The organism is Gordonia sp. NPDC003950 (assembly GCF_053605205.1).
Genome location: NZ_JBSGIT010000003.1, coordinates 95,102 through 116,450 on the forward strand (window position 1 = coordinate 95,102; position 21,349 = coordinate 116,450).

At 67.8% G+C, this 21,349-nt stretch carries 19 protein-coding genes and 1 riboswitch; of the genes, 11 read left to right on the forward strand and 8 right to left on the reverse strand.

Annotated features, from left to right (window positions below; all coding sequences use genetic code 11):
- Positions 1-74: 74 nt before the first annotated feature.
- The 5 genes from ACWETB_RS03510 to ctaE all read right to left on the reverse strand — a co-directional run bounded on the left by ACWETB_RS03510 (position 75) and on the right by ctaE (position 6,195).
- Entirely contained in the window at positions 75-1,589 is a 1,515-nt protein-coding gene (locus tag ACWETB_RS03510; protein ID WP_452209315.1) for a diacylglycerol kinase family protein, read from the reverse strand.
- 175 nt (positions 1,590-1,764) lie between these two features.
- The gene (qcrB, locus tag ACWETB_RS03515; RefSeq protein WP_348804124.1) at positions 1,765-3,387 is read right to left on the reverse strand and encodes a cytochrome bc1 complex cytochrome b subunit; all 1,623 of its coding nucleotides are present in this window, start codon (positions 3,385-3,387) and stop codon (positions 1,765-1,767) included.
- Positions 3,384-4,559: a cytochrome bc1 complex Rieske iron-sulfur subunit gene (gene qcrA, locus ACWETB_RS03520; RefSeq protein ID WP_348804123.1), complete on the reverse strand. Its 1,176-nt coding sequence runs from the start codon at positions 4,557-4,559 to the stop codon at positions 3,384-3,386. The genes qcrB and qcrA overlap by 4 nt, the downstream gene beginning before the upstream one ends.
- Positions 4,556-5,485: a cytochrome bc1 complex diheme cytochrome c subunit gene (gene qcrC / locus ACWETB_RS03525; RefSeq protein ID WP_449743719.1), complete on the reverse strand. Its 930-nt coding sequence runs from the start codon at positions 5,483-5,485 to the stop codon at positions 4,556-4,558. The genes qcrA and qcrC overlap by 4 nt, the downstream gene beginning before the upstream one ends.
- A gap of 92 nt (positions 5,486-5,577) precedes the next feature.
- Positions 5,578-6,195, reverse strand: a complete 618-nt coding sequence (gene ctaE, locus ACWETB_RS03530) for an aa3-type cytochrome oxidase subunit III (RefSeq protein WP_348804121.1) — start codon at positions 6,193-6,195, stop codon at positions 5,578-5,580.
- Positions 6,196-6,341: 146 nt separating this feature from the next.
- Here ctaE and ACWETB_RS03535 point away from each other — a divergent pair, with 146 nt between their 5' ends.
- Positions 6,342-6,848: a hypothetical protein gene (locus tag ACWETB_RS03535; protein WP_449743718.1), complete on the forward strand. Its 507-nt coding sequence runs from the start codon at positions 6,342-6,344 to the stop codon at positions 6,846-6,848.
- 154 nt (positions 6,849-7,002) lie between these two features.
- On the forward strand, positions 7,003-8,067 hold the full coding sequence (gene trpD, locus ACWETB_RS03540; RefSeq protein WP_449743717.1) for an anthranilate phosphoribosyltransferase: 1,065 nt from the start codon (positions 7,003-7,005) through the stop codon (positions 8,065-8,067).
- Between the two features lie 45 nt (positions 8,068-8,112).
- Here the strand turns inward: trpD and ACWETB_RS03545 are convergent, their stop codons facing one another.
- Positions 8,113-8,391, reverse strand: a complete 279-nt coding sequence (locus ACWETB_RS03545; RefSeq protein ID WP_348804118.1) for an Lrp/AsnC family transcriptional regulator — start codon at positions 8,389-8,391, stop codon at positions 8,113-8,115.
- A gap of 42 nt (positions 8,392-8,433) precedes the next feature.
- Positions 8,434-10,356 carry a DEDD exonuclease domain-containing protein gene (locus ACWETB_RS03550; RefSeq protein ID WP_452209320.1) on the reverse strand — a complete coding sequence of 641 codons (1,923 nt, stop codon included), beginning with the start codon at positions 10,354-10,356 and terminating at the stop codon, positions 8,434-8,436.
- A gap of 644 nt (positions 10,357-11,000) precedes the next feature.
- A riboswitch (cyclic di-AMP (ydaO/yuaA leader) is annotated at positions 11,001-11,169 on the forward strand.
- A 16-nt stretch (positions 11,170-11,185) separates the two neighbouring features.
- Here ACWETB_RS03550 and ACWETB_RS03555 point away from each other — a divergent pair.
- From ACWETB_RS03555 to ACWETB_RS03570, 4 genes are all read left to right on the forward strand, one after another.
- Positions 11,186-11,773, forward strand: a complete 588-nt coding sequence (locus ACWETB_RS03555; RefSeq protein WP_348804115.1) for a C40 family peptidase — start codon at positions 11,186-11,188, stop codon at positions 11,771-11,773.
- A gap of 133 nt (positions 11,774-11,906) precedes the next feature.
- Positions 11,907-12,983 carry an NlpC/P60 family protein gene (locus tag ACWETB_RS03560; RefSeq protein ID WP_452209322.1) on the forward strand — a complete coding sequence of 359 codons (1,077 nt, stop codon included), beginning with the start codon at positions 11,907-11,909 and terminating at the stop codon, positions 12,981-12,983.
- Positions 12,984-12,994: 11 nt separating this feature from the next.
- Entirely contained in the window at positions 12,995-14,425 is a 1,431-nt protein-coding gene (locus ACWETB_RS03565; protein WP_452209324.1) for a hypothetical protein, read from the forward strand.
- 32 nt (positions 14,426-14,457) lie between these two features.
- Positions 14,458-15,585, forward strand: a complete 1,128-nt coding sequence (locus tag ACWETB_RS03570; RefSeq protein ID WP_449743713.1) for a glycosyltransferase family 4 protein — start codon at positions 14,458-14,460, stop codon at positions 15,583-15,585.
- Between the two features lie 24 nt (positions 15,586-15,609).
- On the opposite strand, the gene ACWETB_RS03575 is transcribed toward ACWETB_RS03570, so the two are convergent.
- Entirely contained in the window at positions 15,610-17,415 is a 1,806-nt protein-coding gene (locus ACWETB_RS03575; RefSeq protein WP_452209326.1) for an AMP-dependent synthetase/ligase, read from the reverse strand.
- A gap of 132 nt (positions 17,416-17,547) precedes the next feature.
- On the opposite strand from ACWETB_RS03575, the gene ACWETB_RS03580 reads away from it, so the two are divergent.
- The 5 genes from ACWETB_RS03580 to ACWETB_RS03600 all read left to right on the forward strand — a co-directional run bounded on the left by ACWETB_RS03580 (position 17,548) and on the right by ACWETB_RS03600 (position 21,339).
- Positions 17,548-17,961: a hypothetical protein gene (locus ACWETB_RS03580; RefSeq protein WP_449743711.1), complete on the forward strand. Its 414-nt coding sequence runs from the start codon at positions 17,548-17,550 to the stop codon at positions 17,959-17,961.
- Positions 17,961-18,398 (forward strand): SRPBCC family protein, encoded by a 438-nt coding sequence (locus ACWETB_RS03585; protein ID WP_449743710.1) that lies wholly within the window; start codon positions 17,961-17,963, stop codon positions 18,396-18,398. Before ACWETB_RS03580 ends, ACWETB_RS03585 begins: the two co-directional genes overlap by 1 nt.
- 20 nt (positions 18,399-18,418) lie before the next feature.
- On the forward strand, positions 18,419-19,600 hold the full coding sequence (locus ACWETB_RS03590) for an ArsA-related P-loop ATPase (protein ID WP_449743880.1): 1,182 nt from the start codon (positions 18,419-18,421) through the stop codon (positions 19,598-19,600).
- Between the two features lie 171 nt (positions 19,601-19,771).
- The gene (locus tag ACWETB_RS03595; protein ID WP_452209329.1) at positions 19,772-20,338 is read left to right on the forward strand and encodes a hypothetical protein; all 567 of its coding nucleotides are present in this window, start codon (positions 19,772-19,774) and stop codon (positions 20,336-20,338) included.
- Entirely contained in the window at positions 20,338-21,339 is a 1,002-nt protein-coding gene (locus tag ACWETB_RS03600) for an ROK family protein (RefSeq protein ID WP_449743708.1), read from the forward strand. The genes ACWETB_RS03595 and ACWETB_RS03600 overlap by 1 nt, the downstream gene beginning before the upstream one ends.
- The last annotated feature ends 10 nt before the right edge of the window (positions 21,340-21,349 follow it).

Here is a 21,349-nt window from a genome sequence, read left to right on the forward strand (position 1 = left end):
GAGAGCGCTGTCAACGTCGGACAGAGCGCTGTCAACGTCGGACAGAGCGCTGTCAGTGTCGGGGGTGGGCACTGTCAGCGCGGGGTGATGCTCGATCCGTAGATCTGCAGTGCGCGGTAGAAGACGGTGATCGTGGCCTCGTCGTACGACTCGCCGATTTCGCCGTCGTGCGCGATCACCACGGGCTCATCGGCGGTGAAGGTGAACTCGGGAACCTGCATCTCCCGGTAGGCCTGTGATCGCTGCAGACGTCCGGTCAGTAGACCGTAGACGACGCGCAGGAAGGCGAAGCGGGGCCCGGCGACGAGGAACCGGACATCGAGGAGACCGTCGTCGAGGCGTTCACGGCGGGCCGGTGCGAATCCCGACGACCCGTACATCGAGCTGCCCAGCAGGAATAGGGTGACGTCGAGGTCCTCGTTGTTGACGCGGATACGTTGTGGGCGGGAATGCCGGAGCACGTGCACGGCGGCGATGACCGAGCCCATCGCCTTGCCGGTGCGTCTCTCGATGCGCTGGCGGGTGCGGACGAAGTGCGGATAGGCCCCGATCGACGCGGTGTTGAGAATGACCCGGTCGTCGTTGAGGCGGGCGGCGTCCACGCGGGTGATGCGCCCGTCGCGCATCGCGGCGAGGGTGTCGTCGGCGGTGGGAGTGCCGATGTCGCGGGCGAAGTGGTTGAAGGTTCCCGCGGCGAACACCGCGAGCGGGATGTCGGCCGTCAGCGCCGCGGACGCGGCGGTGGCGACGGTACCGTCGCCACCCACGACAGCCAGGACCTGCGCGGACTCCGCCGCGCGATGGGCGGCCGCGGCGTAATCGTCGAGGGCGGAGAGATCGACGATGGTGGCCCCCGGGAGTTCGTCGACGATGCGGCGGCAGATCTGTTCGCCGGAACCCTGCCCGGAAGATGGGTTCACCAGCACGGTGACGCCGGTGCCGTCGCCGATCGAAGGTCCGTCGACGGTGGTCGGCGCCGGAATGGAGATGCGCCGGCGCACGATCGGTGGGGCGACCTGCGCTCCGGCGGTCGCCACCGCCGCGCCGATGCCGAGTCCGATCGCGACATCACCGGGGTAGTGCGCGCCGGTGGCCACCCGCGACAGTCCGACGAGCCCGGCCAACGCAGACAGGGCCAGACCCGCAACGGGGCTCTCGATGGCGACCCCGGTGGCGAAGGCCGCGGCACTCGCCGAGTGTCCCGAGGGCAGCGAATTCGACCGGGGTATCGACCGTCCTCGTCGTGGGACCGGAACCAGCGACGACGAGGGACGTGGGCGTCGCCGAACACGTTTGGCGAACTGGTTGGTCAACACGCTGGTCACCGCCAGCGAACCCACTCCGCGGACCGCGCCGCGTTGCAGGTTCGGTCGGCCGCTGAGACCCATGGCCACCGCGATCGCGAACCAGAGCTTGCTGTGGTCGGCGGCGTGGGTCAGCGGTGGCATCGTCGCATCGAGCAGCGGACTCGGCGATCCGGCGATCGAGTCGTAGATCGCGGAGTCGAGTGAACCCATGCCGCGGGTGACCTTGCGGATCTGGCGGCTCACCGCGCGGCTCTGCCGGCGACCGAGTGGAATGCGGGGCATGGGTTCACCGTATCGGCAGGTGTGCCGTCGTGGAGGTAGTGGGTGGGGGAGGGGAGGGGCGTGGCGAACGCCGACGAGAAGGTCCCCGCTCAGACGCCCGGATGTACCTGTAGCAGGTGGGCGTCCCAGCGGGGACCTCGGTATTCGATTGTGCGGGCGCGATTCTCGCCCTGGACTAGTCCTCGAGCGGATTGCCGCCCTTGGCCTGGAGTTCGCGCAGGGCCTTGGTCTCGGCGATTTCCTGCTCGTGCTCGTGGGCGATGTTGCGGCTCTGCTGCTCCGGCGGATCGGCCGTCAGGATCGAACCCGTGCCCGGTGCACCGGCGGAACCGAGCTTGTTCATCCGCTTCGGGACCGCGGCGCCCTCGTACGGCAACGGGATCGGGTGACCATGGCTGTCGACCGGGCCGAGCGGCTGATGCAGTTCGATGTACTCGCCCTGCGGCAGGCGCTTGATGATGCCGGTCTCGATGCCGTGGGCCAGCACCGCACGGTCGCTGCGTTGCAACGCCAGTGCCCACCGGTAGGCGATGAAGTAGGCGAGTGGCGGAATGACGATCATGCCGATACGCCCGAACCAGGTGACCGCGTTGACGGAGACATGGAACTTCAACGCGATGATGTCGTTCATACACATCAGCGTGAGCAGGATGTAGAAGGAGAACGCCATCGCTCCGATACCGGTGCGGACCGGGGTGTCACGCGGACGCTGCAACAGATTGTGGTGCGCATCGTCGCCGGTCAGGCGCTTCTCGATCCACGGGTAGGCGAACATCCCGACGAACATGAGCGTGATGACCACGACCGTCCAGAACACCGACGGAATTGTGTAGTGGCCCAGATAGAGTTCCCACGCGGGTATCAGACGTACCAGACCGTCGGTCCACATCATGTAGATGTCGGGCTGTGAACCTGCCGAGACCTGCGCCGGGTTGTACGGGCCGAGAACCCACACCGGGTTGATCTGGAAGATACCGGCCATGATCGCCAGGATGCCGGTGACCATCGCGAACATCGCGCCACCCTTGGCGGCGAACACCGGCATGATGCGCACGCCGACGACGTTCTTCTCGGTGCGGCCGGGGCCGGGGAACTGGGTGTGCTTCTGGTACCAGACCAGGGCCAGGTGAGCACCGATCAGCGCCAGGATGATGCCCGGGAACAGCAGGATATGCAGCACGTACAGGCGCGGGATGATGATCTCGCCGGGGAACTGGCCACCGAACAACGCCCAGTGAATCCAGGTGCCCACCAACGGAAGACCGAGCACGATGCCACTCATGGCGGCGCGGACGCCGGTGCCGGAGAGCAGGTCGTCGGGCAGTGAGTAGCCGAAGAATCCCTCGAACATCGCCAGGATCAGCAGCAGGCAGCCGATGATCCAGTTGGCCTCACGGGGCCGGCGGAACGCACCGGTGAAGAAGATGCGCGCCATGTGGATGATGATCGACGCGGCGAACAGCAGGGCCGCCCAGTGATGGATCTGCCGGACGAACAAGCCGCCACGCACCTCGAACGAGATGTTCAGCGTCGTCTCGTAGGCGCGCGTCATCATCACGCCCTTGAGGGGTTCGTAGTCGCCCTGGTAGATGACCTCACTCATCGACGGGTCGAAGAACAGGGTCAGGTACACACCCGACAGCAGCAGGATGATGAAGCTGTAGAGCGCGACCTCACCGAGCAGGAACGACCAGTGCGTCGGGAAGACCTTGTTGATCTGGCGACGCATGCCCGCGGCGAGGTGATACCGCGAGTCGACCTCTTCGGCCTGCGTTGCCATGCGGTCGGCGATGGTCATGAGTCACGCTCCCAGAATGCCGGTCCGACGGGTTCGATGTAGTTGCCGCGGTTGATGGCGGCGTTGGCGACCATATAGCCCTGATCATTCACCGTGATCGGCAGCTGCGCCAGCGCCCGGGCCGCGGGACCGAAGACCGGCTTGGCGGAGTCGAGAGCATTGAACTGCGACTGGTGGCACGGGCAGAGGATGCGGTTGGTGCGCTGCTCGTAGAGCGACGTCGGGCATCCGAGGTGGCTGCAGACCTTCGTGTAGGCGAAGTAATCGCCGTAGTTGAAGCTCTCCTGCCCCTTGCGCTTGATCACGCTGACGGCGTCGGCGGGACGCAGACGGATCAACATCACCGGGTTGCTGACGTAACGCAGACCCCAGATCAGCTTGTGGCGGGACTCTTCGGTCTCACCGAGACCGTCGGACACGCGCCACGGGAAGACGGTCTCCATCGCGCCCGAGTCCAGATCCTCGGGACGCACCAGGGCCACCCGCAGCGGATCACCGACGTCGCGGCGCAGGAACACCGTCTCGTTCGGGTCGGTCTTGGAGTTGTAGATCGGCGACCAACCGGAGTTCCACAGCGGTGCGTCGTCACGCTTGGCCCACGGATTCTTGATGAACCCGCCGAGCGCGGCGACGGTGCCGGTGAGTGCCAGAGCACCGAAGGCGAAGATGCCGCTGCCGATGATCATCTTGCGACGACCCAGTGTGGAGGTGGTCCCGGTGTCCTTGAGCTCGGCGACGATGGTCGCCTTGTCGACGTCACTGGAACCCGGACCGTCGTGACGGTCCTGCACCGAGATCTCCGACGGCAGGAACTTCTTGGTGATCAGCACCAGGGCGACGCCGATTGCGAGGATCGACAGGCCGAAGGTGATGCCCAGCAACGGCGTGTTGAGGGTGTACCACCAGTAATTCGGCTCGTTGGGCATGACGAACTGCCAGTGGTTGAAGCAGAAGATCACGAAGCAGGCCACGGCCGAGATCCCGGCGATGGTCAGCCAGATGGCGACCTGCCGCTCGGCGCGCTTCTCGACGCCGGTGCCCGGCTCGGGATAGCGCTCGCCGCGGTGGATGATCTCCACCCCGTCAAGGTTGGTGCCGAGCTTGACGAGATCGTCATTGCTCATCTGATCGAGTTCGTCCTTGGTGGGGACGTCCTTGCCGCTGGCGCTCATGCTCGAGATCCCATCCACATCGCGGCGGCAACAATTGCCACGACACCGACAAACCACATCACCATGCCCTCGCTGACCGGGCCGAATCCGCCGATGCCGAAGCCACCCTGCGGCTTGGACTCGGTGACGTACTTGATGAAGCCGATGATGTTCTCCTTCTCCTCCGTCGAGAGTTGGCGGTTGGAGAACTTCGGCATGTTCTGCGGGCCGGTCAGCATGGCCGTGTAGATCTGCTGTTCCTTCACGCCGTCGAGCGGGGGAGCGAACTTACCGCCGGACAACGCACCACCACGACCGGTGAAGTTGTGGCAGGAGGCGCAGTTGAGGCGGAACAATTCGCCACCCTGGCCGAGGTTGTCACCGCGCAGCGATTCCTGTGCGATGACGCGCACGCCGTTCTCGGTTTTGATCGAACCGTCCGGGTTGTGCTCGTACATCACGGTCGGGCCACCGCCCTGCGACTGCACGAATGCACCGAGCTGGTCGATCTGCGCCGTGGTGAACTTCGGCGGCTTGCGCAGCGCCTGGGCCTCACCGCGAGCGGCGGGCATACGACCGGAGGACACCTGGAAGTACACGGCGGCGTCACCGACACCGAGCAGCGACGGACCGCGGTCGGGCACACCCTGGAGGTTGGCGCCGTGGCAGGTCACACACGAGGTCTCGTACAGCTGCTTGCCGGCCGAGATCAGCGCGGCGTTGTCGACGTCGGCGGTGGCGACCTGCGGCTTCGGTGTCAGCAGCGACGCAATCATGCCGGCCATGAACAGGCCGGCGAGCAGCAGGAGCGTGCCGCTGGCACGCCGACGCAGCTTGCGTCGCGATTTCGCCTTGCGTGCCGCGGTCGGCGACGGAGTCGACGACGCGACCGTGTCGACGGCGTCTGCTGCGTCGCTATCCGACGATCGCGGTGGAGATGAACTCATCTTGGTCTCTCTACTAGCGGACGGACTCTGGGCTGTGCGGGGTCATCCCGCGTGAAGATCGGAGTCTTCTCGACGACCGTCGACTCGGCGGATCATCGGATGAAGTAGATCGTGACGAACAGGGCGATCCACACGATGTCGACGAAGTGCCAGTAATACGACACGACGATCGCCGCGGTTGCCTGCGCGGGGGTGAATTTCGACAGCTTGGTGCGGATCAGCAGGAAGATGAAGGCCACCAGACCGCCGATCACGTGGAGTCCGTGGAAGCCGGTCGCCATATAGAAGACGGAGCCGTACGCGCTCGAGGAGAGCGTCGTTCCCTCGTGCACCAGGTGGTAGTACTCGTAGCCCTGGCCGCAGACGAAGAAGGCGCCCATCAGGAAGGTGAGGACATACCAGCGCCGCAGGCCGAAGACGTCGCCACGCTCGGCGGCGAACACGCCCATCTGGCAGGTCACCGACGACAGGATCAGGACGGTGGTGACCGGGATCGCGAGCGCGAGATTCAGCTCGGTCGGTTCCGGCGGCCAGCCCTGCTCCGGATTGGCATTGGCTCGCGCGACGAAATACATCGCGAAGAGGCCAGCGAAGAACATCAGCTCACTGGACAGCCACACGATCGTGCCGACACTCACCATGTTGGGGCGGTTGAGTGAGTGCACGCGCGCGGTGATGGCCGTTCCCGAGGTACCTACAGCGCTAGTCACAGAGTGAAGTATGACGGTTCGTAGTACGCGGTGACCACTTGGGTCCGAGATTGGTCGGAACTTTTTCTCTTCTCGCTGGTCGGGGCATGTCATCGCCGACCCCTCGGCGTGTCCGTGGGGGCGCCCGGACGTGGTTTGCTCGAGGGATGACCCACTCATTCGACGACGACGCCGCGAGCGGCCCGCGAGACGTCAACGGGCGTCCGATCGAGCCGACCCGATTGCAGCGCATGGCAACACGATTCGGTCGCCGCGGCCCGGCGCCGGGCCTGCGGATCGACGCCGCCGATCTGGTGGTGGTGGCCGCCTCGGTGGACGACGCCGCGTCGAGCTCGGCGGTGCTCGAGGCGTCGGCGTGGCGACCGGATGAGCAGGCGGTGGTGCGACACCTCGTCGTGCTGCCCCATGACCGCGTGCCGCAGGCCGTGGCGCTGGCCGCGCAAGACGGCTACGCCCGAACCCGGCCGGACGCAGCCGATCTGGCGATGGTCACCGCCGACGTCGTCGTGCACCCCGGGGCGGAGATCGTGGTCCTGGCGCGTGCGCAGTTGCTCGACGCGCTGCACCTGTCCCAGGAGCGATCCCGGATGGCGAGTCTCGGTGCACGACACGGCGGCACGGTGGTCGGTTGGCAGGTGCTGCAGCGGCAGTAGGCGATTCGGTCGGTGGGTGTGGCCGGTCGGTCGGTTCGGTCCGGTGGGGATTACCGTCTCCGCTGCCCGCGACGCATTTGGCTCACCGAGCGAGATGCGCTCACCTGCCGCGACCCGCTGAGGGTGTCCGAGCACATGCCATAGAGTGCTTGACGTGAAAAGCGCGCAAACCCACACGTGGCCGCAGATTCTCGGCCGGGTCACCGACGGCATCGATCTGAGCGCCGACGAGGCGGCGTGGGCGATGAACGAGATCATGACCGACGGCGCGACCGGAGCACAGATCGCGGCGTTCGGTGTAGGCGTCAAGATGAAGGGCGCCGCACCCGCGGAGTTGCGGGGGCTGGCCGCGGCGATGCTCGAGCACGCCGTGCCCGTGCACGTGACGCGACCGGCCATCGACGTGGTCGGTACGGGCGGCGATCGCTCCCACACCGTGAACATCTCGACGATGACCGCCATCGTCATCGCCGCCGCCGGGGTCGCGGTGGTCAAACACGGCAACCGCGCGGCATCGTCGAAGAGTGGTGGGGCCGACGTCCTCGAGGCGCTCGGGGTGACCATCGGACTCGGCGCGGATCAGGTGGCCCGGTGTGTCGACGAGATCGGCATCGGATTCTGCTTTGCGCCGGTGTTCCATCCGGCCTTCCGATTCACCGGTCCGCCGCGGCGCGAGATCGGCATCCCCACGGTCTTCAATGTGCTCGGGCCGCTCACCAACCCGGCGCGGCCGAGCCGCGGACTCATCGGATGTGCGTTCGCCGATCTCGCCGGGGTCCTCGCCCAGGCGTTCGCCGAACGCGATGCGACGGTGCTCGTGGTGCGTGGCGACGACGGGCTCGACGAACTGACCACGACCACCACATCCACGGTGTGGCAGGTCGTCGGTGGGCGCGTGATCCAACTGACCCTCGATCCGCGGGAGTTGGGCATCGACTTCGTCGAACTGTCGGCGTTGCAGGGCGGCGACGCCACCGTCAACGCCGGGATCGCCCGCGAGTTGTTCGCCGGTGAGCGCGGACCGGTCCGAGACGCCGTCCTGCTGAACGCGGCGGGTGCGATCGTGTCGGCGGAGATGACCGAACCCTTCGACGATGCCGGGCTGCGGGGCGCGATGGCGCAGGCGATCGCGCGGTCGGCCGAGACGATCGATTCGGGTGCGGCAGCCGCGCTGCTGGATCGCTGGGCCACACTGTCCGTCGAACTCGCGCAGAAGTAGTAGGGCGAGCCCGGGGTCGGTGGGCTCACGCGCACCCGGAGACGATCACTCCTCGCCGATGGAGAACCCGCCCTCGACCTCGGAACTGGAGTAACTGCGGAACGCGATGTGGGTGGCGGTGTGGGTGACCCCCGGCAGCCGATTGATCCGTCCCGTCACCACATCGGCGATCTCGGCGTGGTCGCGCACCTTGATCTTGGCGATCAGATCCACATCGCCCGCGCACGAATACACTTCGGCGACTCCGGCGATGTCCGCGACGGCCTGCGCCGTCTCCGGGATCTGATGAACATCGGCGTGGATCAAGACGATGGCGGTGATCATGGGGATCAGCCTAGTGTTCCAGCCGGTCGCTGTTTCCGCCCATCAGCATTTCTGGGAACCCGTCAGTGCTCCGGGGGCATCGGTGTTCGGGAGCGCCGCCGCCGGTGGTGCCGGGATGGCTCCGGTCGTCGGTGACGCCGCCCGGCGTACCGGCGACCCCGGCACCGGGGTCCGGGCGGCCACGGGACGCGACCGCCGACGGCCACCGGATTCCGCGGCATGCCGGGCACACGCCGCCCACCTCGTGCGGCCCTCCGCGGAACCGGCGGGTAGCCACAGCGGCTCACTGGTGGTGACGATGCGGGCCCCCGGTTCGCTGATCCACCGGTAGAGCAGGGCGGCCTCCTCGGGCGAGGCCCCCATCAAGGGACCGTCGGCGGGAATGACCGTCTCCGCCGATGCGGTGAGCATGTCGATCACCGGCATCGGGGCCACCCCGCGTCGGGCGATGCCGGCCGACGCGAGTCGACCGTGCCGGATCACCGCCAGCTCCCACCCGCGGGCGTCGTCGGGTCGGGCGACGACGATCTCGGCGACGCGGCACAGCGACGCCAGGCGCTGGGTGCGCGCCAACACCTCGATGGTCGCGGCGACCCGATCACGGTGCCGCGCGGCGGTTTCGAACATCTGGGCCTCGGTGAGCCGGTCGAGTTCGGCCACCATCGAATCCAGCAGGGCCACGGTGTGGCCGGTCATCAGGTCGTGTGCGGCCTGCACCCGGGGCAGGTAGTCCGGCAGGGTCAGGGGGCCCTCGGATGCCGCCGCACACCCGCCGATGAGGTCGCCACCGTCGGCGGCGGTTCGGCACCAGTGGTGGCCGGCGGACGCGGGCAGCCGCGTCCGACAGGTGCGCAGGCCCGATGCCCGGGACATCAGCTCGGCGAGCTCGGATGCGCGGGTGCGGTTGGGGATCGGACCGACCGCATTCTCGGTGGCGGTGCGGCTGATCTGTAACCGCGGAAAGCGCTCCGCTGTCAGCGTGATCCACCAGCCGCGGTGCGGCTGCGTCGACCGCCGGTTGTAGGCCGGCGTGTGGGCGGCGATGAGTCGCAACTCGCGCACTCCCGCCTCCAGCGCGTGGGCGCACTCGACGTGATCGACCCGGGTGGCCAACGAGACCATCTCGCCGATCCGGGCCCGCGGGTCCGAACCGGTGAAGTACGTCATCACCCGCCGGCGCAGATCGGTCGCGGTCCCGACATAGAGGACCTCATCAGAGGGTCCGCGAAACAGGTACACGCCGGGCCGGGCGGGGAGGGCGTCGGCCAGATGCCGTTTGGCCCGCAGCCGAGGGTTTCCGCGCGGCAGGTAGGCCGTCAGGTCGCCGTAGGTGCGGACGCCCTGATTCCCGATTCGCTCGAGGAGGTGATGGAGCACCTCCACGGTGGCGCGCGCGTCGTCGAGGGCCCGGTGTGTGGGCCGGACCGATACGTCGAACAACTCCGCCAGCGCACCCAGCCGCACTGTCGGTGCCTCGTCGCGGGTGAGGACGCGACGTGCCAGTCGGACGGTGCACAGGCTGGTGACAAACGGCCACTCCCGCCCGAGGCGGGTGGCGTTGTGCCGGAGGAAGCCGGTGTCGAAGCGCGCGTTGTGCGCGACCAGGAGGCACCCGCGGGCGAACTCGATGAAGGACGACAGCACCTCGGGGATACGCGGGGCGTCGTAGACCATCGCCTCGGTGATCCCGGTCAGCGCGACGATCTTGGGTGGGATCGACCGCTCGGGATCGACCAGGGTGGCGAACTCCCCGATCACCTCGCCGCCGCGGACCTTGACCGCCCCGATCTCGGTGATCGCGTCGCGGGCGGGATCACCGCCGGTCGTCTCGAGGTCCACGACCACGAACGTCGTGTCGAACAGGGACTCCTCGCCGAAGGTCGGGTCGGCGGCCACATCATCGCCGCCGCGGCCGGCCGCGGTCATCAGGTCGGCGAAGGACAGCTGAACGGGATCTCCCACCACGGCGCGAACACTAGTTCGCACCACCGACAAGGGCGGTCTCCCGCGGGCCGACGTCGTCGTCGACCTCGGCGTCGGCGAAAACTGTCGGTGGTCATCTCTAGCGTGTGTTCCCGATGGCGGATCGCACGGCGCATCGGCGTCACGCGAGACGTGGCTCCCGAGACATGACCCCCGAGGCATGACTCGGGGTGTCCGCGTGGGGAATCCGGCGTCGACACGGCCAGAGACCGCAAATGAGATGGAGATCACAGATGTACATCGACTGCAGCAGTTGTCCAGGTCGCCGCACCGCGTGTGACGGCTGCATGATGAACGTCCTCATCACCCCTGCGACCAGCGAGGACGGGTCGGTTCTGGTGGCGATGAACGGGGGCGGCGGGCACGCGATCGCCGACGCCGAGATCGGTTCGGCCATCGATGCGTTCACGGCTGCTTCGATGGCGAGCACTGAGGCTGCACGATCGGCAAGGGCGGGCATCGGCCCAGCGTGCGGGCCTGATTCGCGGCCGGGATTGACGATTCTGCGCGCGGGGTGATTTTCCGGGCGGCTAGGGCCCTTTGTCCCCTAGTGGACAGACACGCATCCGATTTCGTAACCTTTCCGAGACCTTCGCGGAGCGTCCTACTTCAACAGAAGTGGTCTGCGGAGATCACCGCTCAATCGCCCGATGGGCGAACCGGGGAACCACACGTTTTCGGAGCAATCCGAATTGGGGTGAATCGCGCCCTGGGCACGCCTGTGCCCGGGTGTGTAGGGCCATTCTCTCGGCCCGAACCCGACAGCTAACTCGGTAGGCGGTCAGGGGAGAACAAAAGGAGAACCTCTTTCGTGGCCAAACATCGTTTGGAACAGCCGAATCGCGGAGGCGTCGCCAAGAAGGCGATGATCGCGGGCTCGTTGACCGTCGGCTCGCTTGCTGTCGCCGCCGGTCCGGCCCTGGCCGCACCGGCTCCGGCGCCCAGCGCCACCATCGAGATCCCGAACCTGGGGAAGTTCACGCTGCCCGGCGTCGACCAGAACCAGGTTCCCAGCCAGTTCCGGCCCGGCGGCGGCGGAATCATCACCCCGCAGCTGACCGCGGGACAGAAGGCTGTCCAGGCCGCGGAAACCAAGATCGGCGCCCCGTACAGCTACGGCGCAGCCGGACCCAACGCTTTCGACTGCTCGGGTCTCGTCTACTGGTCCTACCAGCAGGCCGGGAAGACCCTTCCGCGTGACAGCTACGGTCAGCTCGGCGGTGGCCGTGCGGTGAACTACGCCGACGCCCAGCCCGGCGACGTCCTCATCTTCAACGGTGGCGGTCACGCGGGTCTCTACATCGGCAACGGCCAGTTCATCCACGCCTCGACCTACGGGGTGCCGGTGCAGAAGGCATCGGTCAAGGAGTGGTCGCTGGTGGGAGTTCGGCGGTACTGAGTCCACGTACCGGTGGGACGTGTGAACATGTATCGGGCGGATCGCGCATAGCGCGGTTCGCCCGAGCCTGTCGTCGGCGGGGGATGACGTCCACCTATCGGGATGTGGCCGAGCGACGGGGTAGCAAGGGAGTGTGGTGACAACCGTGAGAGCGGGATCGACGAGCGGCGTGAGGGGATCGACCCGATGGGTCCTCACGACCGCCCTCGCGGCGGTCATGATCGCCATGGCGCAGCTCGGTGGGTTGGTCGGTGTGCCGGAGGCCGCCGCGCAACCGCAGACCGCCGATCAGTTGCTGACCCGGTACCGTGCGCTGAGCCAGGAGGCCGAGAAGTCGGCCGAGGCCATGCACAACGCCCAGATCGAGTACGACAAGCAGCGACGCATCGTCGTACAGTCCCGCCAGGCGGCCGCCGCAGCCCAGACGACCTTGGATCGGTCCGAGGCGACGTTGTCGTCGGTGCAGCAGCGCTTCGACTCGCTGATCCGGGTCAGCTATATGGGTGGCCGCTCCAATCGGCTCTACGCGGTGCTGACCAGCGATTCGCCGCAGTCCCTGCTCGATCAGATGTCGGGGCTGGAAATGGTCTCCAGGCAGACCGCGGCCCAACTCGCGACACTGAAGAAGACCCGGGCGCAGACGGTGTCGGCCCGCGACGAGGCCAACGCCACCGCGGCAACGGCCACCCAGGCCGTCACCGAGGCCGAGCGGGTCCGTGGTGACCTGCAGAAGCGTCAGGCCGAACTGCAGTTGCAGGCGGCGCAGATCCGGGTCATTTATCAGTCGATGACCGGCAAGCAACTCGCCGCGTTGGCCGGCCCCCGATTCGACTTCGACCCGGCCGCGATCCCGCGGGGCACCTCCCCGGCGCTGGTGGCCGTACAGGCCGCGCTGACGCGCATCGGCGATCCGTATGTGTGGGGTGCCACCGGTCCCAACTCGTTCGACTGTTCGGGACTGATGGTCTGGGCGTACAAGCAGGCCGGCAAGACGCTGCCGCGTTCCAGTGAGGCGCAGATGGCCTCGGGGACGGCCGTGGCGCGGCAGGACCTGCAGCCCGGCGACCTCATCATCTATTACTCCGACGCCCACCACGTCGGGATGTACGTGGGCGACGGCTACGTGATTCACGCCTCGACTTTCGGGGTTCCGGTGAAGGTCGTGCCGATCGACGACGCCGGGCCGTTCAACGCCGGTCGTCGGTACTGAGTAGTTCCGACGTGACCCGTCGCCGCGCCGATCGCCGTCGCGGAACGATCCGCCATCCCGCGTTGCTGTGCGTGATCGTCATCATCGTTGTCGCATTGGGGTTGTCGGCGTGCGGGGGTGAATCGGTGACGACGTCGCCGTCGAGTCCGGGGGCATCGCCGACGACATCGCAGACCACGACGAACATCTATCTGGAACAGCGGACCGCCGGCGTGCGGGACCTGCTCACCTCACTGTCACGGGTCCTGACCGACGGCACCCCCGCCGATCTCGATGCGCTCGTCGATCCCTCGGCGACGCCCGCGTTCCGCGCCGGCCTGCACACCGTGCAGGCCAACCTGTCGGCGGCGGTGTTCCGCGCCGGTCCGGCTCGCCCACCCCGCGGAACCCGTTTGGTGCTCAGGGACTTTCGCTACCAGCCGGCACCCACCGAGGAAGCCGAGACGCAGGTGGACGCCGATGTCCGGCAACGGCTTGACGAACAGGGGAGTTCCGACGACTGGGTGGCCCCGGTGGAGATTTACAGTGCGCTCGGCGGTGCGGCGAATCCCGGGATCGACGAGGACCCGGTGGTCGTCACCACCCAGCTCGTCGTCGCGCGCTATGGCGATGACTGGAAGGTGGTCGGCGACGCCACGCTGGTCGGCGAGCCCGCGCCACCGACCCAGCTGTGGAACGTGCCGGGGCTGGCGGCATCCGATGTTCCCACACTCGGTGGCACCTCGGTGATCGGCTCCTACCCGGACACCGGCCCCCTCGTCGAGCGTGTCGGCCGATTGCTGCCGGGCGCGGTGCGCGCGGTGACCGCCTGGTGGGGACCGCGCTGGCCACGCCGCGCGGTGGTCGTCACCACCGCCACCGACGACGAGTTCCAGGCGTTGGCCGGGACCGCCTCGGACACCGGTGCCGCAGCGGCCACCATCTATGCACATCTCGATCTGTCCGCGGCCAGTGCCACCGGACAGCGGATCGTCCTCACCCCCGAGGTTGCCGACCTCCCCGATCCCGCGCTGGAGGTGGTCCTGCGCCACGAACTCACCCACGTCGCGACACGGGCGCAGACGGCCCCCACCGCCCCGATGTGGATCACCGAAGGCGTCCCGGAGTACGTGGGGCGCAAGGGAACCTACACGCGCCTCGAAGATGCCGCCCCTGACCTCGCGGCCGCGGTACGGTCCGGCCGGACACCGGCCGGTCTGCCCGCCGATGAGCAGTTCGCGGTGGGCAGCGACGCCTCACGCCTGGCGTATCAAACCGCGTGGTCGATGGCGGCGTTCGTCGCCGGACGCTTCGGCGAGGAGAAACTCAAGTCGCTCTACGTCGGTGTCGCCGCGAGCGGGGAACAGGCCCGCCAGGATGCGGCGATCGCGGCGACACTGGGGATTCCGCGCGACACACTGGTCGGACAGTGGCGTGGGTGGCTGACCCGTGAACTCCGGTGACCATCGTGATCTGATCACCGTATGGTGAGGTGGTGACGCACCGAACCCTGTTGGTGACCAATGACTTCCCGCCCCGTCAGGGGGGTATCCAGTCGTATCTGCAGAATCTCGTGGATCGGCTCGATCCGGAGAATGTGGTGGTGTATGCACCGCGGTGGCGGGGGAACAGCCACGTCGACTTCGACGCGTCGGTGCCGTATCGGGTCTATCGGCATCCCACCACCCTGATGTTGCCGACGCCGTTCGTGGCCCGACGGGCGGCGAAGATCATTCGGGAGGAAGGCATCTCGACGGTGTGGTTCGGGGCCGCCGCGCCGCTCGCGATGCTCGCCGGACATCTTCGCAAGGCCGGGGCGAGCCGGGCGATCGCCTGCACCCACGGTCACGAGGTCGGCTGGTCGATGCTGCCCGGGGCACGAAGTGTGTTGCGGTACATCGGGACTCACACCGACACCGTCACCTTCGTCAGTCGCTACACGCGTGGACGTTTCGCGTCGGCGTTCGGTCCGCAGGCCTGCCTGGAGTACCTCCCACCCGGTGTGGACATCGAGCGGTTCGCGCCGGATGCGGCGGCGCGGCAACGGATTCGGAGAGATCTGGGTCTCGGTGACCGTCGCACCGTGCTCTGCCTGTCGCGTCTGGTACCCCGCAAGGGGCAGGACGTGCTGATCCGGGCGTTACCGCTGATCCGGTCGGAGATCGACGACGCGGTCCTCGTCATCGTCGGCGGCGGACCCTACGCCGACCGATTGCACGAGATCGCCCGGGAGGAGGGGGTGGCCGAGCATGTGATCTTCACCGGGTCGGTTCCCGCCGCCGATCTCGCCGCCTACCACACGATTGCCGACGTCTTCGCGATGCCGTCGCGGACGCGCGCCGGCGGACTCGACGTGGAGGGGTTGGGCATCGTCTACCTCGAGGCGTCGGCCACCGGGGTGCCCGTGGTCGCGGGGCTCTCCGGCGGCGCACCGGAAACCGTTCGGGAAGGCGTCACCGGCACCGTCGTCGACGGCACCGACGTGGCCGGTGTGGCGCTCGCGCTCATCGGTATCCTCTCCGATCCGGTCGCCGCTGCCGAGATGGGCAGGCAGGGAAGGATTTTCGTCGAGGAGAACTGGCAGTGGTCACAGATGGCGGCGCGGTTGCGTCAACTCCTGTGACCTCGCCGGTGCACCACCGCCGTGCTACCGCTTGGTGTACAACGACTCGATGTCGTCAGAGAACTTGTCGACGACGACGCTGCGCTTGACCTTCAGCGTCGGCGTCATCTCGCCGGTCTCCTCGCTGAAATCCGCGGGAAGAATCCGGAACTTCTTGATGGCCTCGGCGTGACTGACGGTCTTGTTGGCATCATCGATGGCGGACTGGATGGCGGCCCGCAGATCGGGGTCGTCGGACAGATCGGCCACACTCGCGTCGGCGGGCTTGTTGTTGCGTTCCTTCCATCCGGGGAAGGTCTCCGGGTCGATGGTGATCAACGCGGCGATGAAGGGCTTGGCGTCCCCGACGACGACGGCCTGGGAGATCAATGCGTGCGCGCGCATCACGTCCTCGAGGCCCGCCGGTGACACGTTCTTGCCGCCCGCGGTGACGATGAGTTCCTTCTTTCGGCCGGTGATCCGGAGGAATCCCTGATCGTCGAGTGAGCCGAGATCGCCGGTGTGGAACCAGCCGTTCTCGACCGCGGCTGCGGTGGCCTCCGGGTTGCGCCAGTACTCGGCGAACACGACGGCGCCGCGGAGCATGATCTCGCCGTCGTCGGCGATCCGGACGGAGTTGCCCGCCAACGGTTTTCCGACGGTGCCCACCTTGACCGCCCCGGGCGTGTTGACGGTGACGGCGGCGGTGGTCTCGGTCAGGCCGTAGCCCTCGTACACCGGGATGCCCACGCCACTGAAGAAGTAGCCCAGTCGCGCGCCGAGCGGTCCGCCGCCGGAGATGGCGAGCTCGCACTGGCCGCCGAGAGCGGCGCGCAACTTGGCGTAGACGAGTTTGTCGAAGACGGCATGCTTGGCGCGCAACAGGATTCCGACGTTTCCGCGTTCGGAGGCGGCGGCGAAGGCGACGGCGGTGTCGGCAGCGAGATCGAAGATCTTGCCCTTGCCGCCGTCGTGGGCGCCCTGACGGGCGGAGTTGTAGACCTTCTCGAAGACGCGGGGTACCGACAGGATCAGCGAGGGACGGAAGGCCGCGAACTCCGGGACCAGCGCGGAGACGTCGTGGGTGAAACCGACCTCGACGCCGGCCTCGAGTGCGACCAGGGTGATGGCGTGCGCGAGGACGTGCGCGAGGGGCAGGAACATCAGCAGGCGCTTGCCGTCGCCGAGCAGCGTCGACAGGTCCCCTTCGAGGACCCCGCGGACCTCTGAGAGCATGTTCGCGTGGGTGAGTTCGCATCCCTTGGGCCGGCCGGTGGTGCCGGAGGTGTAGATCAACGTCGCCGGGGTGGCGGCACCGACCGAAGCCCGTCGTTTGACGATCTCCTCGTCGTCGATGTCGGCGCCGGCGGCTCGGAGGTACTCGATGGCACCGGTGCCGTCGGCGACGTCGATCTGGAGTGCCCGGACCTCCTGTGGGAGCCCGGTGACCTGATCGAACTGCACGCGATGCTCGGCGTCCTCGAGGATGATGGTGGTCGCCCCGGAATCCTGCAGGATCCACTCGATCTGACCGGCCGACGAGGAGTCGTAGATCGGCACGGTGATGGCGCCGGCCGACCAGATGGCGAAGTCGAGGAGGATCCAGTCCAGGCGGGTCCGGCACAGCAGCGCGACCCGATCACCGGGATTGACGCCGACGGCGGCGAGACCCTTGGCCAGTTCGGTGATGCGCCGGGCCACGTCATCGGCTCGCACGGGCTCCCACTGCCCGTCGCGCTTCTCGCGGAACACGGTCTTGGCCGGATTGCGCTCGACGATACCGAAAATGATCGAGGTGGCGTTCTCGTCAGTCCCGACGGTGAATGAGGCGGGAACGCTGTACTCGCTCATGTGTGGACCCTTTCCGCATCGAAATCATGGGTTACTACTCCATGGTAACCAACGTCCTCACCGCGCTCGCCGGGCATACCCCGGGGACCGGTGCCCTACCGATGCCGAGGCCGAGTATGTGAAGCTAAGACCGTGACGAGCATTCAGGTGGCGGACGACACCTTTGTCGCCGCGGCGCCGGAGCTGGGGGCCGGGGTGGTCGGGGATCGGGGCAGATGGCGGCGCTGGTGGCCGGATCTGCGTCTGGAAGTCGTCGAGGACCGTGGGACCGCCGGTGTGCGGTGGCGGGTGTCCGGGCCGTTGTCGGGGACGATGGAGATCTGGTGTGAGCCGGTGCTCGACGGATTCGTGCTGCATTACTTTCTGCACGCCGAACCGACCGCCGCGCTGCCCACCGACGACCAGGCACGGATGCGCGCGGTGGCCGAGCTCAATCGTCGACGCCGGGTCGCGGGCAAGGTGATGGCGTTCGAGGTCAAGGCCGACCTCGAGGGGCTCCGCGGCGCGGGTGAACCGGCCGTCGACGCCGTGCAGGCGGGTCACTGATGGCCGACCACACCGAGCGGTCGGTGATCGTCAACGCCGATGCCGCCGACGTCATGGCGGTGATCGCGGATTTCGAGAACTATCCGCGATGGGTGAGTGCGGCCCGTGAGGTCGAGGTGACCGAACGTGATGCCGCCGGCCGTCCCCGGCAGGTGCGGTTCGTCCTCGATGCCGGTGTCCTGCAGGACACCTACGAATTGCGCTACGAGTGGGACGACGACAACTCCGGGGTGTCATGGAGACTGGTGTCCAGCGACCTTCAACGTGATCAGCGGGGCCGCTACGAGGTCACCCAGCAGGTGCCGGGGTCGACGAAGGTGACCTACACCCTGATGGTCGACCTGGTGGTGCCGATGATCGGCCAACTCAAACGGCGCGCGGAGAAGGCCATCACCGACACCGCGCTCAACGACCTGAAGAAGAGGGTCGAAGGCTGATCGATCTCACCCCCATCCACCTGGTGCTGGGTCCGGGCGGCTCCGGGATCTCGGTTGTCGCGGCAGCCGGAGCCATGCGTCGTGACCGCGGCACCCGACGCCGGTCTCCGACGCCGCTGACCCCACCGGACCGGCACACTCTGCTGATCACGGTCGATCGATTGTCGGCGACGCCGGATCTTCTCGGCGTCTTCCGGGTGTCCGGTGAACCGGTCGCGGTCGCATCCGGACTTCACCTGCTGACGCTGGACCGGCTGGATCTGCTGGAACACTCATGGAGGGCCTTCGGGTCGTTGCTGGGTATGAGCGTGCGCGAATCCAAGGTGGCACTGCCCATCGTGAGCACCATCGCCGGTATCGACGCGGCCGAGCTCGCATCGCTGCCCGGCGTCGAGGAGTTCTTGTTGCTCAAGCGGATTCGCGATGAAGCGACGAGCGGCGAGTGGCAGCGCGTGGTGGTGGACCTGTCGGGTACGGGTGATCCGTTCGCGGTGCTGCGCGCGCCCGCGGTGCTCGGTCAGGCGCTCGAACGCCTCTGGCCCCGGCACCGGCGGCTGGCCGCGGCCGCGGAGAAGCCGCTGTGGGCGCAACTGACCGCGGCGATCGACGCGATCGCCCGCGACTGTGACGACATCACCGAGCTGCTGGTCGACGCCGACGTGGTGGCCGCCCATCTTGTCGTCTCGGCCGATCGTCGCGGCGGACGGGTGCTGTCCCGGCATCTCGCCGTCGCCGACGTGATGGGGTTGCCGGTGCGTTCGGTCGTCGTCAACGAGGGCGTGTGCGCCGGGCCGGCGGCGGTGGTGACACTCCAGGATCCGCAGCTGTCGCTGGTCACGGTGGCCGCGGCGGACGCGCCGGTGGACCGGCCGGCGCGACTGCGCAGACTTGCTGTGGCACTGGCGAAACCGTCAGGCCAGGCGCGCGGCAGCGCGGACCCGACGGTCGTCACGGTGTCGGGTACCGGGGTGGATTCGGTGTTCGAGATGGCCTGGGCGCAACGGCTGCCGGACCCGCAACGCTTCGACCTCGGGCGCAGCGGCGACGACCTGTTGGTCACCGTCGACGGGTTCCGGTACGGCGTTCGTCTGCCGTCGGTCCTGCGGCGCTGCGTCGTCCGAACCGCCCGGTGGGACGGGACGCACGTGCGGGTGCAGTTCACTCCCGACCCCGCCGTCTGGCCCCGCGATCGCGGGGCCTGAGCGGTCCCTTCACTTGGGCGCCCCGCTGATGCAATGGGGTGGGTTCACCGGGTACCGTGCCATTGCACGATCCGCCATTACACGATCCGCCACCACCGGACACGATCCGCCACTGCACGATTATTGACGGCCGAGGCTCCCACCGGATCGCCTCGCCGAGATGGAGCACACATGGGAACCGACGACAGCGGGCACGCCGGCAACGGTGCGCCCGGGTCCCAGTCCGGTTCGCATCAGTCCGGTTCGCATCAGTCCGGTTCGCATCAGTCGGGTTCGCGCCGCCACGAGACGGTGGGGGATCCGCTGCGTGATCTGCTGTTGGCGCTGGCCGCCCAGATCGACACCGTGGCGTCGTGGTTCGGCTCGGGCAACGCCGCCGCGGGTTCGGCGGGTGCGGGTTCGGCGAGTTCGATACCCGGCATGGATTCGTTTGTGCGCGAAGGCTTCGGTGCCGACGCCATCGGCGAGATCGGTTCGCTGATCCGGGAGATCAGTGATCTTTTGGCCCGGCTGATCGCGGCCCTCATCACGGTGCTCGAGGCCGTCGTGGAGGCGCTGCGCAGCGTTCCGCCCGAGAACGCGCCGCCGCCGCGTCACTACCAGCCGATCACGGTGCAACTCGATGTTCCGCCGTCGCGCCCGGCTCCGGGTGCGCGTCCCGGTCCGGGTGCGTCCGACAGGTCTCGCGTCGATCCGTGGCCGCGCCCGGCTCCGGGGACGCCGGAAAGTGAGATGTGATGAGTGAGCTGACGATCGGAATCGACATCGGCGGCACCAGTGTTCGCGCCGCGGTCGTCGACGACGCCGGGGTCATGCTCGACACGCTGCGCGCGGCGACACCGCCGACGGCCCTCGCTCTCGAGCACTGCCTGGACCGGCTGGTCGGTGAACTCACCTCGCGGTGGTCGGCCGGGGCCGTGGGGATGGCGATCGCCGGATTCCTCACGCCCGACCGGCAGATCGTGCGTTTCGCCCCGCACCTGCCGTGGCGGGAGACGGCGGTGGCGCAGGAGATGACCGCCCGCATCGGGATTCCGGTGTTCACCGAACACGATGCGAACTCCGCCGCGGTCGCCGAACAGCGTTTCGGCGCCGCCGCACGCGGCCACAATGCCCTGGTGCTCGCGATCGGCACCGGCATCGGTGCCGGTCTGCTCATCGACGGGCGGATCTACCGCGGCAGTTTCGGTGTCGCTCCCGAACTCGGTCATCTCACGGTCGTCCCGGACGGCAGGCAATGCTCGTGCGGCAAGCGGGGTTGCTGGGAAAGGTATTGCAGCGGAACCGGTCTGGTGGACACCGTGGTGGAGCTGCTGGCCGACGGTGATTGGGGGCGCAGTCAGCTGGCCGCAGATGTGGCCGCCGATCCGGGCTCCTTGACCGGCCGCCGGGTGGCCGGTGCGGCCGCCGACGGCGATGCCGTGGCGGTGGCCGCGTTCGCCGCGTTCGCGGCCTCGCTCGGTCAGGGCCTGGCGATGATCGCCGACGTCTTCGACCCCGATCTGATCGTGATCGCCGGTGGTGTGGGGTCGGCGTCGGGGTTGTACCTGGATGAGGCCCGCGAACACTACGCGCGTCTGGTCACCGGGGCCGGGCACCGTCAACTCGCCCGTATCCGGGGCACGCAATTGGGGGAGAATGCCGGTGTCCTCGGCGCGGCCGCGGTGGCCCGTCAAGGTCTTGCGGCACTTCGTGGACAGACGGCCGATGCCGCACCGGCGGCAGCGGTGAGTGAGTAATGTTCCAACC

Bases quoted from the DNA above. Each gene is read 5' to 3' on its own strand.
- ACWETB_RS03585 (WP_449743710.1), top strand. From the start codon at position 17,961: ATGGCCGACCACACCGAGCGGTCGGTGATCGTCAACGCCGATGCCGCC.
- ACWETB_RS03545 (WP_348804118.1), bottom strand. From the start codon at position 8,391: ATGATCACCGCCATCGTCTTGATCCACGCCGATGTTCATCAGATCCCG.
- qcrC (WP_449743719.1), bottom strand. From the start codon at position 5,485: ATGAGTTCATCTCCACCGCGATCGTCGGATAGCGACGCAGCAGACGCC.
- ACWETB_RS03595 (WP_452209329.1), top strand. From the start codon at position 19,772: ATGGGAACCGACGACAGCGGGCACGCCGGCAACGGTGCGCCCGGGTCC.
- ACWETB_RS03510 (WP_452209315.1), bottom strand. From the start codon at position 1,589: ATGCCCCGCATTCCACTCGGTCGCCGGCAGAGCCGCGCGGTGAGCCGC.
- ACWETB_RS03575 (WP_452209326.1), bottom strand. From the start codon at position 17,415: ATGAGCGAGTACAGCGTTCCCGCCTCATTCACCGTCGGGACTGACGAG.
- ACWETB_RS03600 (WP_449743708.1), top strand. From the start codon at position 20,338: ATGAGTGAGCTGACGATCGGAATCGACATCGGCGGCACCAGTGTTCGC.
- qcrB (WP_348804124.1), bottom strand. From the start codon at position 3,387: ATGACCATCGCCGACCGCATGGCAACGCAGGCCGAAGAGGTCGACTCG.
- qcrA (WP_348804123.1), bottom strand. From the start codon at position 4,559: ATGAGCGCCAGCGGCAAGGACGTCCCCACCAAGGACGAACTCGATCAG.
- ACWETB_RS03535 (WP_449743718.1), top strand. From the start codon at position 6,342: ATGACCCACTCATTCGACGACGACGCCGCGAGCGGCCCGCGAGACGTC.